The sequence below is a fragment of the Kitasatospora sp. NPDC056181 genome (genome assembly GCF_042266225.1).
GTDB lineage: Bacteria > Actinomycetota > Actinomycetes > Streptomycetales > Streptomycetaceae > Kitasatospora.
This window is the reverse complement of record NZ_JBHJUK010000098.1, coordinates 1-17,063: the sequence shown is the minus strand read 5'-3', so window position 1 is coordinate 17,063 and position 17,063 is coordinate 1. Positions and strand designations below refer to the sequence as shown.

Annotated in this window: 13 protein-coding genes and 1 pseudogene; 8 read left to right on the top strand and 6 right to left on the bottom strand. The window is 73.8% G+C overall.

What is annotated here, in order from left to right; genetic code table 11:
• Positions 1 to 85: 85 nt before the first annotated feature.
• Complete coding sequence (locus tag ACFC1F_RS29755; RefSeq protein WP_148644569.1) at positions 86 to 358, bottom strand: WhiB family transcriptional regulator; 273 nt, start codon at positions 356 to 358, stop codon at positions 86 to 88.
• Positions 359 to 972: 614 nt separating this feature from the next.
• On the opposite strand from ACFC1F_RS29755, the gene ACFC1F_RS29750 reads away from it, so the two are divergent.
• Genes ACFC1F_RS29750 through ACFC1F_RS29740 form a run of 3 tightly spaced genes read left to right on the top strand, consistent with a single transcriptional unit; the run spans position 973 to position 3,921 of the window.
• Positions 973 to 1,614 carry a cysteine dioxygenase family protein gene (locus tag ACFC1F_RS29750; RefSeq protein WP_376162893.1) on the top strand — a complete coding sequence of 214 codons (642 nt, stop codon included), beginning with the start codon at positions 973 to 975 and terminating at the stop codon, positions 1,612 to 1,614.
• A 58-nt stretch (positions 1,615 to 1,672) separates the two neighbouring features.
• On the top strand, positions 1,673 to 2,632 hold the full coding sequence (gene cofD / locus ACFC1F_RS29745; protein ID WP_376162890.1) for a 2-phospho-L-lactate transferase: 960 nt from the start codon (positions 1,673 to 1,675) through the stop codon (positions 2,630 to 2,632).
• Entirely contained in the window at positions 2,629 to 3,921 is a 1,293-nt protein-coding gene (locus tag ACFC1F_RS29740) for a coenzyme F420-0:L-glutamate ligase (protein WP_376162888.1), read from the top strand. The genes cofD and ACFC1F_RS29740 overlap by 4 nt, the downstream gene beginning before the upstream one ends.
• 119 nt (positions 3,922 to 4,040) lie before the next feature.
• Here ACFC1F_RS29740 and ACFC1F_RS29735 read toward each other — a convergent pair whose 3' ends face one another.
• On the bottom strand, positions 4,041 to 5,006 hold the full coding sequence (locus ACFC1F_RS29735; RefSeq protein WP_376162886.1) for a DNA-3-methyladenine glycosylase family protein: 966 nt from the start codon (positions 5,004 to 5,006) through the stop codon (positions 4,041 to 4,043).
• Between the two features lie 6 nt (positions 5,007 to 5,012).
• On the opposite strand from ACFC1F_RS29735, the gene ACFC1F_RS29730 reads away from it, so the two are divergent.
• The gene (locus ACFC1F_RS29730) at positions 5,013 to 5,504 is read left to right on the top strand and encodes an SgcJ/EcaC family oxidoreductase (RefSeq protein ID WP_209417305.1); all 492 of its coding nucleotides are present in this window, start codon (positions 5,013 to 5,015) and stop codon (positions 5,502 to 5,504) included.
• A gap of 19 nt (positions 5,505 to 5,523) precedes the next feature.
• Here the strand turns inward: ACFC1F_RS29730 and ACFC1F_RS29725 are convergent, their stop codons facing one another.
• Positions 5,524 to 6,669: a peptidoglycan recognition protein gene (locus tag ACFC1F_RS29725; protein WP_376162884.1), complete on the bottom strand. Its 1,146-nt coding sequence runs from the start codon at positions 6,667 to 6,669 to the stop codon at positions 5,524 to 5,526.
• A gap of 104 nt (positions 6,670 to 6,773) precedes the next feature.
• Between ACFC1F_RS29725 and ACFC1F_RS29720 the strand changes: the two genes are divergently transcribed.
• The 3 genes from ACFC1F_RS29720 to ACFC1F_RS29710 all read left to right on the top strand — a co-directional run bounded on the left by ACFC1F_RS29720 (position 6,774) and on the right by ACFC1F_RS29710 (position 10,813).
• Positions 6,774 to 7,565, top strand: a complete 792-nt coding sequence (locus ACFC1F_RS29720) for a TIGR03089 family protein (protein ID WP_209417303.1) — start codon at positions 6,774 to 6,776, stop codon at positions 7,563 to 7,565.
• Positions 7,566 to 7,601: 36 nt separating this feature from the next.
• The gene (locus tag ACFC1F_RS29715; RefSeq protein WP_376162882.1) at positions 7,602 to 8,936 is read left to right on the top strand and encodes an LCP family protein; all 1,335 of its coding nucleotides are present in this window, start codon (positions 7,602 to 7,604) and stop codon (positions 8,934 to 8,936) included.
• 215 nt (positions 8,937 to 9,151) lie between these two features.
• Complete coding sequence (locus ACFC1F_RS29710) at positions 9,152 to 10,813, top strand: LCP family protein (protein ID WP_376162881.1); 1,662 nt, start codon at positions 9,152 to 9,154, stop codon at positions 10,811 to 10,813.
• A 60-nt stretch (positions 10,814 to 10,873) separates the two neighbouring features.
• On the opposite strand, the pseudogene ACFC1F_RS29705 reads toward ACFC1F_RS29710, so the two are convergent.
• Together ACFC1F_RS29705 and ACFC1F_RS29700 are read right to left on the bottom strand one after the other, a co-directional pair.
• Positions 10,874 to 11,474 (bottom strand): annotated as a pseudogene (locus ACFC1F_RS29705) (DapH/DapD/GlmU-related protein); the annotation flags it as partial.
• Positions 11,475 to 11,553: 79 nt separating this feature from the next.
• Entirely contained in the window at positions 11,554 to 12,594 is a 1,041-nt protein-coding gene (locus ACFC1F_RS29700) for a glycosyltransferase family 2 protein (RefSeq protein ID WP_376162879.1), read from the bottom strand.
• Between the two features lie 164 nt (positions 12,595 to 12,758).
• On the opposite strand from ACFC1F_RS29700, the gene ACFC1F_RS29695 reads away from it, so the two are divergent.
• Entirely contained in the window at positions 12,759 to 14,336 is a 1,578-nt protein-coding gene (locus tag ACFC1F_RS29695; RefSeq protein WP_376162877.1) for an LCP family protein, read from the top strand.
• A gap of 87 nt (positions 14,337 to 14,423) precedes the next feature.
• Here the strand turns inward: ACFC1F_RS29695 and ACFC1F_RS29690 are convergent, their stop codons facing one another.
• Positions 14,424 to 16,988, bottom strand: coding sequence for an ABC transporter permease (locus ACFC1F_RS29690; protein ID WP_376162875.1), 2,565 nt, complete (start codon positions 16,986 to 16,988; stop codon positions 14,424 to 14,426).
• Positions 16,989 to 17,063 lie beyond the last annotated feature (75 nt).

Genomic DNA, 17,063 nt, shown 5'->3' with positions numbered 1-17,063 from the left:
AACACAAAAGCGCCCCACCACCGCGGTGAGGCGCCCGTACAGCTCTGTGGTTGTCGGAGGGTCAGCAGGGTCAGGGGCCGACCCGTCAGACCGCGCTCTTCTTGAGCCGGCGGCGCTCGCGCTCGGAGAGGCCGCCCCAGATGCCGAACCGCTCGTCGTTGGCGAGGGCGTACTCCAGGCACTCGGAGCGGACCTCACAGGCGAGGCAGACCTTCTTGGCCTCGCGGGTGGAGCCGCCCTTCTCCGGGAAGAAGGACTCGGGGTCGGTCTGGGCGCACAGCGCGCGCTCCTGCCAGCCGAGTTCCTCTTCCTCCTCCTCGATGCCGTCACCGATCAACAGCTCAAAGAGCTCGCTCATGTGGCGCGCCTCCTCTGCCCCTATTTGGCGTCCCCGTGGTTGCCGTTGCCTCGTGCGGCGGACGACACGAGTGAAATTACAGATGCGTCACTCTGGCCCAGTCAAGCCGAGCTCTGGTATTGGGGCCAGGATTCACTCCCCGGCACCAAGCCGTTACGAATAGTGTACATATTCGGACACATCGGACTATCTGCCCGGATGCCATCGAACCCTGCACAACCATCCGCCGAGTGACGCGCGGTCACCGTCACAGGCCGGTCATCGGCCTGCCTTCCCGGCGATCTTCTCATCGAAACATAGAGGGTGATTTATCACCCCATCGGGTACTTCATGACCTAACCCGCCCGAATGCCCCACCTCCGGAGTTGACACCGGCCCCCCGCGTGCGGTCTCCTTTCATCCATGTCAGAGTTCGCCAGCACCCGGAGCGGTTCCACGCTTCGCCATGCCGTGAACTCTTGTTGTCGCCTCTGTTCCTGCTGTATCTAGGCGCCCGCAGTCCCACCGCGCGCCGCCCAGGAACCACAGAGGCCGCCCGCGATTCCCGCCCCAGGACATCCCGGATCCGGCTGATCCCCGACGAACCAGCCGTTATCCGAGGACGACTCGTGCGAATGACCCGCATCCGCAAGCGGAACCGCGACCGCAACAAGCCCGCCCGCCAGGGCCTCGCGCCGGCCACCCCGGCGCCCGCCCGCGCCGACCACTCCGCGCCCCCCGTTCACCCGTGGGCCGACGGCCTGAGCGACGTCTCCATCGCCGGCGACCCGCTCGCCTTCCCGCACCTGGCCCGCACCGACCTGCCCAGCCACCCCACCACCGTCGCCGGCTACGCCCGGCTGGTCCGCGAGATCGCCGCCGACCGGACCCGCTGGGAGCCGCTGGTCCGCTACGACGCGCTCACCCGCTGGTACGCCCGGCTGGAGACCGGCCCCGGCTACGAGGTCTGGCTGCTCAGCTGGCTGCCCGGCCAGAGCAGCGGCTTCCACGACCACGGCACGTCCTCCGGGGTGATGACCGTCGTCCAGGGCGAGCTGATCGAGCGCTCCCTCACGCACGCCGGCGAGGGTGCCCGCACCCTCCGGCCCGGCGGGCAGCGGGTGTTCTCCTCCGGCTACCTGCACGAGGTCGTCAACGGCGCGCTGGAACCCGCCGTCTCCATCCACCTCTACACGCCGGGCCTGACCGAGATGAACCAGTACGGCGGCGCCGTCGTCCCCGAGCAGCACCCGCAGGAGCAGGCCGGGGCCCGCTGACGGCGGGCGGCGGCGACGGTCGGGCTGACGACCTGTCGGGCCGTGGCAGGATGGGCGCATGCGCATCGTGGCACTGGCAGGCGGGATCGGCGGAGCGCGTTTCCTGCGCGGACTCCGGGAGGCCATCGGTCCGGAGGACGAGATCACCGTCATCGGCAACACCGGTGACGACATCCATCTCTACGGTCTGAAGGTCTGCCCCGACCTCGACACCGTCATGTACACCCTCGGCGGCGGCATCCACGAGGAGCAGGGCTGGGGCCGGGCCGACGAGACCTGGTCGATCAAGGCCGAGATGAAGGAGTACGGCGTCGGCCCGGAGTGGTTCGGGCTCGGCGACCGCGACTTCGCCACCCACCTCGTCCGCAGCCAGATGCTCACCGCCGGGTACACCCTCAGCCAGGTCACCGAGGCGCTCTGCGTGCGCTGGCAGCCGGGCGTCCGGCTGCTGCCGATGAGCGACGACCGGGTCGAGACCCACGTCAGGATCACGGACGGGGACGGCACCCGGGCGGTCCACTTCCAGGAGTACTGGGTCCGGCTGCACGCCGCCGTGGACGCCGAGGCGATCATCCCGGTCGGTGCGGACACCGCCAAGCCCGCCCCCGGCGTGCTGGAGGCGCTCGCCGCCGCCGACGTGATCCTCTTCCCGCCGTCCAACCCGGTCGTCTCGATCGGCACCATCCTCGCCGTGCCCGGCATCCGGGCCGCCGTCGCCGCCGCCTCCGCGCCCGTGGTCGGGCTCTCCCCGATCATCGGCGGCGCGCCGGTGCGCGGCATGGCCGACAAGGTGCTCGCCGCCGTCGGTGTCGAGGCCACCGCGGAGGCCGTCGCACTGGACTACGGCTCCGAGCTCCTGGACGGCTGGCTGGTGGACACCGCCGACGAGGCCGCGGTCGCCGCCGTCGAGGCCGGCGGGATCGCCTGCCGCGCCGTACCGCTGCTGATGACCGACGTCGCCGCCACCGCCGAGATGGCCCGGGCCGCGCTGGCGCTCGCCGAGCAGGTCCGCGGATGACCCTGCACATCCTCCCGGTCGGGGGCCTGCCCGAGATCGACGCCGACGCCGACCTGGCCGGCCTGATCGCCAAGGCCGGCAGCTACGAGGACGGCGACATCCTGCTCGTCACCTCGAAGATCGTCAGCAAGGCGGAGGGGCGGCTCGTGCACGCCGCCGACCGCGAGGCCGCGATCGACGCCGAGACCGTCCGGGTGGTCGCCCGGCGCGGCCCGGCCCGGATCGTCGAGAACCGCAACGGGCTGGTGATGGCCGCCGCCGGCGTCGACGCCTCCAACACCGCCCCCGGCACCGTGCTGCTGCTGCCCGAGGACCCGGACGCCTCCGCCCGCGCCCTGCGCGCCCGCCTCCAGGAGCTCACCGGCCGCCGGCTCGCCGTCGTCGTCACCGACACCTTCGGCCGGCCCTGGCGCAACGGGCTCATCGACGTCGCCATCGGCGTCGCCGGGCTGCCCGTCCTGGAGGACCACCGGGGCCGCACCGACAGCCACGGCAACGAGCTGACGCTGTCCGTCACCGCCGTCGCCGACGAGCTCGCCGCCGCCGGCGACCTGGTCAAGGGCAAGGCCACCGGCACCCCGGTCGCGGTGGTCCGCGGCCTCGGCCACCTGGTCACCGCCGAGGACGGCGAAGGCTCCCGGCCGCTGATCCGCGCCGCCGCCGACGACATGTTCCGGCTCGGCACCTCCGAGGCGCTGCGGCAGGCCGTCACCCTGCGGCGCACCATCCGCTCCTTCACCACCGAGCCCGTCGACCCGGGCGCCGTCCGCCGGGCCGTCGCCGCCGCCGTCACCGCGCCCGCCCCGCACCACACCACGCCCTGGCGGTTCGTGCTGCTGGAGTCGGCCGGGACCCGCACCCGGCTGCTGGACGCGATGCTCGGCGCCTGGCAGCGCGACCTGCGCGAACTCGACGGCTGGGACGACGCCAGGATCGCCCGCCGGACCGCCCGCGGCGACGTCCTGCGCGACGCGCCGTACCTGGTCGTCCCCTGCCTGGTGATGGACGGCTCGCACGACTACCCCGACGAGCGCCGCGCCGCCGCCGAGCGCGAGATGTTCACCGTCGCCATCGGCGCCGCCGTGCAGAACCTGCTGGTCGCCCTCACCGGCGAGGGCTACGGCTCCGCCTGGGTCTCCTCGACCATGTTCTGCCGCGACACCGTCCGCGAGACCCTCGGCCTGCCCGCCGGCTGGGACCCGATGGGCGCCGTCGCGGTCGGCCGCCCGGCCGAACCCCCGCGCGAGCGCCCCGAGCGCGGCGCGGACGCCTTCATCGAGGTCCGGTAGGGCTCACCACCGGCGGTACACGTCCCGGCGGTTGCCGACGGTGACCGCGGGGACGGCCGTCACGTCGCCCTGCACCCCGAACGCGGACCGGGCGGTGAGCGGGGCGGCGTCGCCCTCCTTCACCGCCCGCGGTGGTCGTTGGGGGTGAGGCGCGGGCCGTAGCGGGGGGCGTGGGTGCCGGTGGCCAGCAGGAGGCGGCAGAGGCGGTGCCGGTGGGGGCGGTACGGCTCCAGGAGGGCGAGCATCTGGGCGTCGTCGCTGCGGGGCCGGCCGGCCAGGGCCCAGCCGACCAGGTTGGGCAGGTGGTAGTCGCCCACCGAGACCGCGTCCGGGTCGCCGTTGCTGCGCTGGAGGGTCTCGGCGGCCGTCCAGATCCCGACGCCCGGCACCGCCGTGAGCCGGGCGAAGGCCTCGGTGTGGCCCATCGCGGCGGCCTCCTCCAACCGCGGGGCCAGCCGGACGGCGCGCACGACCGTCGCCGAGCGCTTCGGGTCCACGCCCGCCCGGTGCCACTCCCAGCTGGGGAGCAGCGCCCACTCGCGGGCCGACGGCGACACCCGCATGCCCTCGGCCGGGCCGGGCGCCGGGGTGCCGAAATCGCGCAGCAGCGTCCGCCAGGAGCGGTATGCCTCGTCGGTGGTGACCTTCTGCTCCAGGATCGCGGGCACCAGGGACTCCAGCACCAGCCCCGTCCGGGTGAGCCGCACCCCGGCCGTCCGGCGCTGGGCGTCGCGCAGCGGGCCGGGCGGGAGCAGCAGGCCCGCCGGGTCGTCCTCCGCGCCGAGCAGGACCGGCAGCCGGTCCAGCAGCCACTGCGCGCCCGGGCCCCAGGCGCTCGCCTCGACCGTCCCCTCGGCCGGGCGGGCCAGCACGCGCAGGGTGCCGACGCCGGCCGGGGTGCGGGAGGCCCGCCAGACCGCACCGTCGCCGGTCGTCCGGTACGCCGGGTCGGCCGGTCCGCGGCGCAGCGGCAGCAGGGTGCGGGCCGCGTCCAGCGCGAAGCCCGGCCGCCAGCGGCGTACCGCCTCGCCCGTCACCGCCGTGCACCTCCTCCGCCTGCCGCCCGCCCCGGCTTCGCCGACCATGGGGGTATGAACGATACGCGGCTGCCGGAGCTGTCCCCCGGGGACGAGGGTGCCGTCCGGGCGCTCTACCACCGGGCGCTGGACGGATGGAACCTGCGGGACGGCGCGGCCTTCGCCGGGCCGTTCGCCGAGGGCGGGGAGGTGATCGGGTTCGACGGCACGCGGCAGTGCGGGCGGTCGGTGATCGCCGCCGAGCTGGGCCGGATCTTCGCGGACCACGTCACGCCCGAGTACGTCGCCAAGGTCCGGCGGGTCCGGGCGCTGGGGCCGGGGGTGGTGCAGTTGGACGCCGTCGCGGGACTGGTACCGGACGACGCGGAGGACCTCGACCCGGCGCTGAACGCCCTGCAGACGGTGATCGCGGTCAACTCGGGGGCGGGCTGGCGGATCGCGCTGCTGCAGAACACCCCGGCCCGGTACGACCTGCGGCCGGACCTCGCGCAGGAGCTCACCGCGGAGCTTCGGGCGCTGATCGGACGCGGACCGGGGCCTGCGTAGCGGTGGTGCGAGGACGGGGTCAGCGCCCCTGGAGGTGGGCGGCCCAGGAGCGGATGTCGCCGAGGCGGTTGTAGAGGCCGGCGCCGGGGCAGTCGGTGCTGAAGGCGTCCCGGTGACCGGAGACGGTGTCGAACGAGACGACCGTGCCCTTCGGGTAGCGGCTCTGCGAGGAGCCGGACGTCAGGTTGGTCGTGCCGCCGGCGTCCTGGCCGGTGAGGCCGAGCTTCCAGGCGGCGATCTTGCTGACGCCGTCGACCAGGGCCTGCTCCGGGCTGTCCGACGTGAAGGTGCCGAGCGCGGCGACGCCCGAGGAGTCGGTGTTGAAGCCGAGGGTGTGCGCGCCGAACACGGGCTGGTCGACCCCGCCGGCCCGGCCCTCGTAGATGGTGCCGCAGCGGTCGACCAGGAAGTTGTAGCCGATGTCCCGCCAGCCGTTGCTCTGGACGTGGTACTGGTAGATCGCCCGGATCATCTGCGGCGCGTCGCTGCAGGCGTAGTCGGTGGCGGTGGCGGTGTGGTGGACGAAGACCGCCCGGACCGCCCCGGTGTAGACGAAGCCCGGGTCGCGCAGGGACTCGTCGGCGCCCCAGCCCGCCCGGGTGACGATGCCCGGCCGCGGTGCCTCGTGGTCGGCCGTGCGGTCGGGTGACGCGTCGGCCGCAAGGGTGCGCGGGACGTTGGGTGCGGCGGTGGCGCCGCGACCGGGGTCGACCAGCTCGGCCCGGAGCCCGGAGGGCAGTCCGCGCGGACCGGGGGTGACCTCGATCGCCACGCCGTTGCTGGGACCGGTCCACAGCGGGGCCGAGGCGCCCCGCGCACCGCCCCGGCCGTCCCGCTCGTCGGGCGCGTCCTCGCCGTCGACGTCCAGGCTGCGCCAATCGCTCCAGGCACCGGTGGCGATGTTGCGGGTACGGACCCGGACCGAACCGCCGTCCAGCGAGCCCCGTGGGTCGTCCCAGCTGACGCCGACGAGTGAGAAGGGTCTGGTGGCGCGCGGCGTGAAGCCGTGCTCGGTGTGGCCCAGCGGCAGGGTCGTCACCGATCCGTCACCGGCCGAGGTGCGCCGGGTCGGTGCCGGATCGGCGGCGGCGCCGACGGCCAGTGGCTGGAGGAACAGGACGGCGGCGCAGCCCGCGGCGGCACCGGCAAGAAGTGAGGTACGCATAAAAGGGATATTGCAGACAAACCGCTTCTGACGCCACGCCAGTTCACCCCCCGTCCGGCACCCCTCCCGGTCGTCCACCCGGAGGCCGTAGGCTGGGGCGCACCATGACTGCGCCTTTCGCTGCCGATGCCCGAACCCCCGTCGAGCTGCTGCACGCATACCTGCGAGGTGGCACTCCTTCAGTCGACCCCGCGGCCCCGCTGGTCACGTTCTACGACGACGCCACCGGCGAACGGGTGGAGCTCTCCGCCCGGACCTTCGACAACTGGGTGGCCAAGACCGCCAACCTCCTCCAGGACGAGCTGAACGCCGGCCCGGGCGACCGCGCCGCGCTGCTGCTGCCCGCCCACTGGCAGAGCGCCGTCTGGCTGCTGGCCTGCTGGTCGGTCGGGGTGACGGCGGTCCCCGCCGGTGAGCCCGGCGACGCCGACCTGGTGGTCAGCGGCCCGGACGGCCTGGAGGCCGCCCAGGCGTGCGAGGGCGAGCGGGTGGCCCTCGCGCTGCGCCCGCTCGGCGGCCGCTTCCCGCAGCGCCCGGACGGCTTCCTGGACTACGCCGCCGAGGTGCCCGGCCAGGGCGACCGGTTCGCGCCGTACTCCCCCGTCACGCCGGACGCACCCGCGCTGGAGACCGTCGTGGACGGCCTGCCGCTGAAGCTGACCGGTGACCAGACCGTGCAGCTGGCCCGGGAGGGCGCGGCCCGGCTCGGCCTCAAGGCCGGCGACCGGGTGCTCTCCACCCTCTCGTACGACGACTGGGCGGGCCTGGAGGCCGGCCTGCTGGCACCGCTCGCCGTCGGCGCCTCGGTGGTGCTCTGCCGCAACTCGGAGGGCCTCGACGACGCGCAGTGGGAGAAGCGGACCGAATCCGAACGGGTGACACTGCGCCTCGGGTAACTCCCGCCTCCGGTCCGGCGGGTAGGGATGCCTGCCATGGCCGAGGACGACACCGAGCACCCCCCGACCGACACCCCCCCTCCCCGGGACGCCTCCGCGGCCCCGGACACCCCGACCGCACCCGGACGACGGCGCCGGCGGTGGCTGATGATCACCGCCGGCGTCCTCGCCTTCCTGCTGGTCGCCTGCGGCACCCTGCTCTGGATCGCCTACCGCAAGCTCGACGGGAACATCCAGACCGACTCCGCCACCGACCGGCTGCTGGCCCGGCTCGAGGCCGACCGGCCCAGCCGCACCGCCGGGGCCAAGGGCGCCGAGAACATCCTGCTGATCGGCAGCGACGACCGCACCGGCGCCAACGCCTCGTACGGCGAGGCCGGCGGCCAGCGCTCGGACACCACGATCCTGCTGCACGTGGCGGCGGACCGGCGGCACGCGACGGCGGTCTCCATCCCCCGCGACGTCATGGTCACCGTCCCGGCCTGTGAGAAGCCGGACGGCACCCGGACCCGGCCCGCACTGCTCCAGTTCAACGCCGCGTTCGAGAGCGGCGGCCCGGCCTGCTCGATCCGGACCGTCGAACAGCTCAGCGGCATCCGGATCGACCACTACGTGATCCTCGACTTCACCGGGTTCAAGGCCATGGTCGACGCCGTCGACGGGGTCGAGGTGTGCGTGCCGCAGGCGATCCACGACAAGGACGCCAAGCTGGACCTCCCGGCCGGGCGGCAGACCCTCCACGGCGAGCAGGCGCTCGGCTACGTCCGGGCCCGGGAGACCCTCGGCGACGGCAGCGACACCCAGCGGATGGGCCGTCAGCAGCAGTTCCTGGCCGCGCTGATCCGCAAGGTGCAGTCGCAGGGCGTCCTGCTCAACCCGGCCCGGCTCTGGCCGGTGCTGGACGCCGCGACCTCCTCGGTCAAGGCCGACGGCGGGCTCTCCTCGCTGGGCGCGCTCTACGACCTCACCCAGGACCTGCGCGGCATCCCCTCCGCGAACGTGGTGTTCCTGACCGCGCCGCGCCGCCCGTACCGCTTCGACTCGGACCGGGACGAGTTCGTGCAGCCGCAGACCACGCAGCTGTTCACGGCCCTGCGCGACGACCGTCCGGTCACCGTCCGCCCGCCGGGGTCGGCCGCCCCGACCCCGGCGGCGGGGGCGGGGGCGACCGCGTCCCCCACCGCCGGTTCGGACCAGGCCACCGCCACCGGGCAGACCCCCACGCCGGGCCGGACCCCCTCGGCGGGCCAGACGCCCTCGGCGGGCCGGAGCGCCGGGGCGTCGCCTTCTGCCACCGCGTCGCCCTCCGCCACCGCGCCGCCCTCCTTCGAGGGGCGCACCGCCGACGCGGATGCCTGTGCGATGCATTGACCGTTCGTCGGGTCACCCTTTTGTGTACGGATCATGATCTTGCCAGGCATTCCCCGGAAATTCACAGACCCCCGATTACCTGGGGAATTGCGGTTCCCGGACATGGCGGAGATCACATCAGGAACAATTCCCCCACGCGGCTCGTCTAGTGTGTCCGGGTCGGCGCGCGGCATGCGCACCGGCCCGTGCAGACCGGTCGGAGGGAGGGAACCCCCGTGCAGCAGGACAGCCAGGAGGTCGACCCCGCCGACCAGTGGGTGCTCGACCCGGACACGGGGCAGTACCGGCTCGACCCGGCCGCGGGCATCCCCGCGCAGCGCCGCCGGACGGCCTCCCGCGAGCCCGGTCCCGCACCGGACGCCGCCCCCGGGCCCGGCAACTCCGGTGGCCGGGGCGGCCACCGCCGCAAGGGCCAGGCCCGGCGCAACCGGCGGCGCCGGGTACTGAAGTGGACGGCCGGGGTCGGCGCGCTGGTCCTGGTGGCCGGCTGCGGCGGCGCGTACTACGCGTACGAGCACTTCAACAACAACATCACCGCCGTCAAGGTGCAGCTGGGCAGCGAGGAGGAGCGGCCCAAGCCGGCCGGGGACGCGCTGAACATCCTGGTGATCGGCACCGACAGCCGTGAGGGCCTGGGCCGCGAGTACGGCGACGAGGGCAGCACCGGGCACGCCGACACCACGCTGCTCTTCCACGTCGCCAAGGACCGCAGCAATGCGACCGTGGTCAGCCTTCCGCGCGACCTGATGGTGCCGATCCCGGACTGCGAGACCAATACCGGGAAGAAGATCCCCGGCTCGTCGCGGGCGATGTTCAACGAGAGCCTCGGCCAGGAGGGCCGTGACCCGGGCTGCACCTGGAAGACCGTCGAGAAAATGACGGGCATCCGGGTCGACCATTTCGTCATGGTCAACTTCGACGCCGTGAAGACGCTCTCCACCGCCGTCGGCGGGGTCGAGGTGTGTGCGGCCAAGGACATCAACGACCCGGACTCGCACCTGAAGATGACCAAGGGCCGGCACGTGGTGCAGGGCGACGAGGCGCTGGCCTTCGTCCGCACCCGGCACGCCGTCGGCCTGGGCGGCGACCTCACCCGCATCCCGCTCCAGCAGCAGTTCATCAGCTCGATGATCCGCTCGGTCAAGAGCAGCGACACCTTGACCAGCCCGACCAAGCTGTGGAAGCTCGCCGACGCCGCCACCAAGGCGCTCACCGTGGACTCCGGCATCGGCAGCGTCGACAAGCTGAAGGACCTGGCGCTGGACGTCAGCAAGGTCGACACCAAGAACATCACCTTCACCACCGTGCCGGTGCTGGACGACCCGAAGGACAACGACCGGCTGGTGCTGAAGCAGCCGGACGCCGGGCAGGTGTTCTCGCTGGTCGCCAACGACCGCTCGCTGACCGAGACGGCCGCCCCGGCCGCTCCCTCGGCCCCCGCCGCGCCCGGGACCACCGCCCCGGCCGCCGCCGCGCCCTCGCCCACGGCCACCACCCCCGCGGTGGACGCCAAGGACGTCCGGGTGACGGTGCGCAACGGCAGCGGGACGCCCGGGCAGGCGCAGCAGGCCGTCGACAAGCTCCGGGCGAAGGGCTTCGCCAAGGCCGCGACCGCCGCCAACGCGCCTGCCACGCCCGCCACTTCGATCAGCTACCCGGCCGGGAAGTCCGCCGAGGCGGCCGCGCTGGCCGCAGCCCTCGGCCTGCCGGCCGACGCGACCAAGGAGGACCCGAAGGCCGGTGCCAGGGACGGGCTCGTCCTGGTGCTGGGCAAGGACGCGCCGGCGGCGCCGGCCACCCCGGGCGCCGCGCCGACCGAGGCCCCCAAGGACCTCCAGCGGGTCCAGGCGGACGACACCGACGTCTGCGCGAAGTAGCCGCCGAAGAGGCGGCCCGCCCGACCAGCCGCTGGACCGGCTCCTGGAGAAGGGTGAGGTGCCGTCGGCCTCGTGGTACTCCTCGCCGGTGCGCGGGCAGCGCCGGCGGTCCGGGCCGTCCGGATCCAACGGCCCACCGGCCCGGCCGACCCACTTGATCCGGCGGGCCGGGACGCCCGCCACCAGGGCGAAGTCCGGGACGTCCCGGTGCACCACGGCGCCCGCGGCGACCAGCGCCCAGCGGCCGACCGTCACCCCGGCGACCAGGACGGCGCGGCCGCCGACCGAGCAGCCCTCGCGGAGGGTCACTCCGCGGGCGTGCCCGTCGTCGCCGCGCTTGAGCTTCCCGTCGACGTCGACCGAGCGCGGGTGGAGGTCGTTGGTGAGCACCGCCGCCGGGCCGACGAACACGCCGTCCTCGACCACCGCCGGCTCGTACACCAGGGCGTGGTTCTGCAGCTTGACCCGGTCGCCGATCCGCACGCCCGGGCCGACGCAGGCGCCGCGCCCGATGATGCACTCGGCGCCGATCACGGCGTCCTCGCGCACCTGGGCGAGGTGCCAGACCGTCGTCCCGGCACCGAGCACCTGCCCGGTCGTCCACGTCCGCGCTCGGTTCGACCCGGGCGCCGACGGCGGCCCCGCCCTCGACTGTCCCCATGGCGCCCGACGATGGCGCCGGCGGAGGGGGCCGGAGGGCGGGTCCGCGGGATTGGCCCGATCGGGCCCGCGGGCTCCGGTCAGCCCGCCTTGGCCACCACGTCGGCGCTGGACGGGGCCCGGCTGCCGATCACCCGGCGGGCCAGCGAGCGCGGCGAGGTGAGGAAGCCGAAGCCCCAGCTGAGGTGCATGGTCGCGAAGGCCACCGGCAGCAGCGCCTTGGCCTTCGGCGAGAGGCCGCGGCCCTCGGACAGCGCGCCGCCGAGGATGCCCAGCAGGTAGGCGCCGGGCACCGCGAGGAAGGCCGGGTGGACGGCCAGGCCGAGCAGCAGCCCGAGCGTGACGCCGAGGAAGGCGGCCGGCGGGGCGAGGTAACGGAGGTTGACCGAGCCCCGGTGGTACCGGGTGACCACCCGGCGCCAGCGCCCGTAGTCCTTGTACTGCTTGGCCAGCGCCCGCACGGTGGGGCGCGGCCGGTAGGTGACCCGCAGCTGCGGGGTGAACCAGACCAGCCCGCCGTCCTGGCGGATGCGGTAGTTCAGCTCCCAGTCCTGGGCGCGGACGAACTCCTCGTTGTAGCCGCCGAGCTTCTCCAGCACCTCGCGCCGGAACACCCCGAGGTAGACGGTGTCCGCCGGGCCGGCCAGGCCGCCGGTGTGGAAGGCCGCGTTGCCGACGCCGATCTTGGAGGTCATCGCGGCGGCGACCGCGTTCTCCCACTCGGTCTCGCCCTCGGCGTGCATGATGCCGCCGACGTTGGCGGCCTCCATGTCGCCCAGCAGCCGGACCGCCGTGGTGATGTAGCCGGGGGTCAGCAGGCCGTGTCCGTCGACGCGGACCACTATCGGGTGGCTGGAGCCCCGGATCGCCGCGTTCAGCCCCGCGGGGGTGCGACCGGTGGGGTTCTCCACCGTACGGACCCGCGGGTCCTCCGCGGTCAGCTCGGCGGCGATCTGCGCGGTGCGGTCGGAGGACGGGCCGAGGGCGATCACCACCTCCATCGGCCCGGCGTAGTCCTGTTCCAGGATGTGCCGGACGGCCGTACGCAGGTGTCGTTCCTCGTTGAGCACCGGCATGATCACGGAGACCGCCGGCAGCTCCTCAGCAGCCTTGGTGTTCATCGGGGCCAACCGTACCGGTGCCGAAGGGTCGCCGTCTTGTCCCGGTTCGGGTACCTCCGCACACCCTTCACCGGAGGAACGTTTCATCGTCCAGGCTCACCGTACCCCCAGCCCACGGCGCGCCCTCACCCGGCCCGGAGCGGGCCGCCCCTACCATCCGAGAGATGCCCGTCTCCCCCCTCCACGCCCAGCCCGGCCGACGCCGTGCCTGGCCCCGCCGGCTGGCCGCGGGCATCGCCTTCGGCGTCCTCGCCACCTCCTGCGGCGGCTGGGCGGTGCTGCACGGCCTCGGCTCGATCGACCGGGTGGACGCCTTCAGCGGCGACCAGGCCCGGCCCGCCGACGACGGCTCCACCACCTTCCTGGTGGTCGGCACCGACGAGAGGGACGGCATCCCGGAGAAGACGCTCAAGGAGGTGCTGCACGCCGGGGGCGAGTCCTGCCACTGCACCGACACCATGATGATCGTCCAGCTCGCCGGTGACGGCGCCCGGGCCGACGTGGTCAGCATCCCGCGCGACTCCTACGTGGACATCCCCGCCCACCGCGACCGGGCCACCCGCAAGGAGGTCCCGGCCGGCAAGGGCAAGATCAACGCCGCGTACGGGATGGGCGGGCCGCAGCTCACCGTCGCCACCGTGGAGCAGAACACCGGACTGCGGATCGACCACTACGTCCAGGTCGACTTCGCCGGGTTCGTCTCCGCCGTGGACGCCGTCGGCGGGGTGCGGGTGTGCACCGCCAAGCCCCTCAAGGACGAGTACTCCGGCCTCGACCTGCCGGCCGGCACCAGCACCCTGGACGGCGCCGGGGCGCTCAGGTACGTCCGTGCCCGGCACGTGGACGCCAGCTCCGACCTGGGGCGGATGCACCGGCAGCAGAAGCTGGTCGCCCAGCTGCTGCACCAGCTCGCCGACGGCGGCACCCTGCTCAACCCGGTCCGGCTGGCCCGGGTCACGGACAGCCTGCTCGGCTCGGTCAAGGCCGACAAGGACCTCACCGCGGACGAGCTGATCACCCTGGCCACCCGGATGAAGGACCTGTCGGGGGACCGGGCCGACTTCGCGACCGTCCCGCTGGCGCAGCTGGACCACCAGGTGAGCGGGTGGGGCTCGACGGTGCTCTGGGACCAGGCCGGGGCCCGGGCCCTGTTCGACGCGGTACGGGCCGGCCGGCCGCTGGAGGGCGTGACGGCGGCCCCGGCGGCGGGCGCGTCCCCGGCGTCCCCGGCGGCTGTGGGTGGGGGTGCGGCTGCGGGTGGGGCCGCGGCGCCCACGGTGGCCCCGGAACAGGTGCGCGTCCAGGTGTTCAACGCGACCGGGACCGCCGGGCTCGGCGCCCGGGTCGACGGGGACCTGCGGCGGGCCGGGTTCGCCACCACCGGCGCACCCTCCAACGCCCCGGCGGGCACGGCGTCCGGCCGGACGGCGGTCCGGTACGACCCGCGCTGGGCCGAGTCGGCGCGGACGCTGGCGGCCGCCCTGCCGGGAGCGGAGCTGGCGACCGTTCAAGGGCTCGGGCCCGTGTTGCAGGTGTTCGTGGGCACGGACTACCCGGCTGCGGCGGGCCCGTCGGCGGGTGCTCCGGGCGCCTCGGCGGGTGCTCCGGGCCCCTCGACGGGCACCGGCCCGGCCGCCACGGCTGCGCCCCCGCCCCCGCCGGCACCTGCACCGGCACCCGCCGCGCCGTCGGCGGCGGCCTCCTCGGCGGCCGGGAAGGCGGCGGACGTCGTCTGCCCGTAGCCGTGCACCCGGGCCGGGCACGCGGCAGGGGCCGGGTGCTGTCGCGCACCCGGCCCCTGCCGTCCCCCGGTCCCCCGATCCGGGGGCTCAGTCCGTCGCGATCGCCGCGAGGACGTTCATCCGCCCGGCCCGGAAGGCCGGGACGAGGGCGGCCAGCAGGCCGATGACCACCGAGGCGATCAGCGTGCCGATGATCGTGCCGGTCGGGACGGCCAGCGACTCCAGCCCGTTCTCCTTCAGGACCTGCTGGGCGGTGACGCCCCAGGCCAGGCCGAGGCCGGTGCCGAGGACCGCGCCGAACAACGCGATCACCACGGACTCCAGCCGGATCATCCGGCGCAGCTGGCGCCGGGAGATCCCGATCGCCCGCAGCAGGCCGATCTCGCGGGTCCGCTCGACCACCGAGAGCGCCAGGGTGTTGACCACGCCGAGCACCGCGACCACGATCGCCACGCCGAGCAGGCCGTAGATCAGGTAGAGCAGGGTGTTGATCTGGCTCTGGACGATCTCCTTGTAGCCGGCCTTGTCCACGACCTGGACCTGCGGGTACTCCTTGACCGCGTCCTGCAGTGCGGTGAGCGTCTTCGCGACGTCCGCCCCCGGGGCCGCCTTGGCGTACAGCTGCCCGGTCGCCGGCTGCTCGGCCGCCGGGACGGCCTTGGCGACGGTGTCGATCCCGATGAAGGAGGCGCCGCTGAAGAGCGAGTTGCCCTTTCCGATGATCAGGCCGACCGGCACCGACTGGATGTGGCCCTTGCCGTAGTCGACCTTGACGGTGTCGCCGACCTTGACGTTGTGGTCCTTGGCGAAGTCCTGGCCGACCGCCAGCCCGCCCTGCTTGAGGAAGTCGGGGCCGCCGGACGCGGCCGGCAGCGAGAAGTCGTCGGTGAAGGTGCCGGACACCGCCGCGATCCCCTTGGTGCTGGAACCGTCCGCCGTCACGATGGCCGCACCGCGCAGGTACTTCTCCTCGGTGACGTGCGCCAGGCCGGGGGCCGACTTGACGGCGGCGATGATCTCCGGGCTGAGGCCCGTACGGCCGCCGTCGACCGTGTAGTCGGCGCCGACGTTCTTGTCGATCTGCGCGTTGGTCGACTTGGTCGCCGAGTTGGTGAACACCGAGGCGCCGATCACCAGCGCGAGACCGATCATCAGCGCGGCGGCGGTGGCACCCGTGCGGCGCGGGTTGCGGGCCGCGTTGCGCTGGGCGAGCTTGCCGGACGGGCCGAACAGGGCCGGGAGCAGCGCACCGAGCACGCGGACCACGGTGGTGGCCAGCAGCGGGCCGAGCACCACGAAGCCGACCAGGCTGAGCAGCACGCCGAGACCGAGGAGCTTGCCGCCGGTACCGGCCTTGTCGGCGCCTGCGGCCAGCACCAGGAGGCCGGCGCCACCCGCGGTCAGCACCAGGCCGACGATCGTGCGGACGATGTTGGAGCGCCCCTCGGCCGGGGTGCCGTGGTCGCGCAGGGCCGCGATCGGGGCGATCCGGCTGGCCCGGCGGGCCGGGATCCAGGCCGCCGCCACGGTGACCAGGATGCCGACCGCGTAGGCGGCGACCGGCACGTTCAGCCCGATCCGGAGGTCTCCGGCGTTGAGGTTCATCCCGACGGCGTTCATCAGCTTGATGAGGCCGACCGCCAGGCCGACGCCCGCCCCGATGCCGAGCGTCGAGCCGAGCACGCCGAGGATCAGCGCCTCGACCAGCACCGAGCGGTTCACCTGGCTGCGGCTGCCGCCGATGGCGCGCAGCAGTCCGATCTCGCGGGTGCGCTGGGCGACCAGCATCGAGAAGGTGTTGATGATCAGGAAGCCGCCGACCAGCAGCGAGATGCCGCCGAAGCCGAGCATCGCGTACTTCATGAAGTCGAGCCCGGCACCGACGCTCTTGTCGTTCTCGTCCTTCTGCTCGGCGGCCGTCTTGGCCTGGTAGCCGCTGCCCAGCTTGCCGAGCAGGTCGGCCTTGAGCTGGTCGTTGCCGCGGCTGCCGTCGCCGAACGCCTCGACCGAGGTGAAGGCGGTCTCGCCCAGCAGCACCTGCTGGGCGGTGGCGGTGTCCAGGAAGGCCAGCGCCGCGCCCGGGTTGGTGGTCTTGAAGGAGGCGATGCCCACGACGGTGAAGTCGTGCTTGCCGTCCGCGGTGATCACCCGCAGCCCGGCGCCGAGGCCGAGCTTGGACTTCTTCACCGTGTCGGCGTCGAGCACCACCTCGCCCGGGCCCTGCGGCACGTGGCCGGAGGTGATCTCCACCGCGTTGCGCGGGGTGTCCGTCCAGTTGCCGGTCAGGGTGGGGGCGCCGCTGGTCGGGCCGACCACCTTGTTGGTGGCCGGGTCGACCAGGGTCGCGTTGGCGACCATCACCTGGCCGACGGCCGTCTTCACACCGGCGGTCGCGGCCACCTTCTGCGCGGTGTCCGCCGGCAGCGTCGGGGTCCTGTCGCGCTGGTCGTCGTCGCCGTTGTCGGGCTTGGGCGGCTGGACGGAGAGGTCGGAGGCCGTGGCCGCGAAGAGCTTGTCGAAGGTGCTGGTGGCGGTGTTGGAGAACACCAGGGTGCCGGACACGAACGCGACCGACAGCACGACCGCGATCAGGGAGAGCACCATCCGGCCCTTGTGGGCGAAGAAGGTCCTCAGTGACGTCTTGAGCAGCATGGTCCTGTGCCCGCCCGCTCAGCTGGTGCGCTTGCCGTCGAAACGGCGCATGCGTTCGAGGACGGAGTCGGCGGT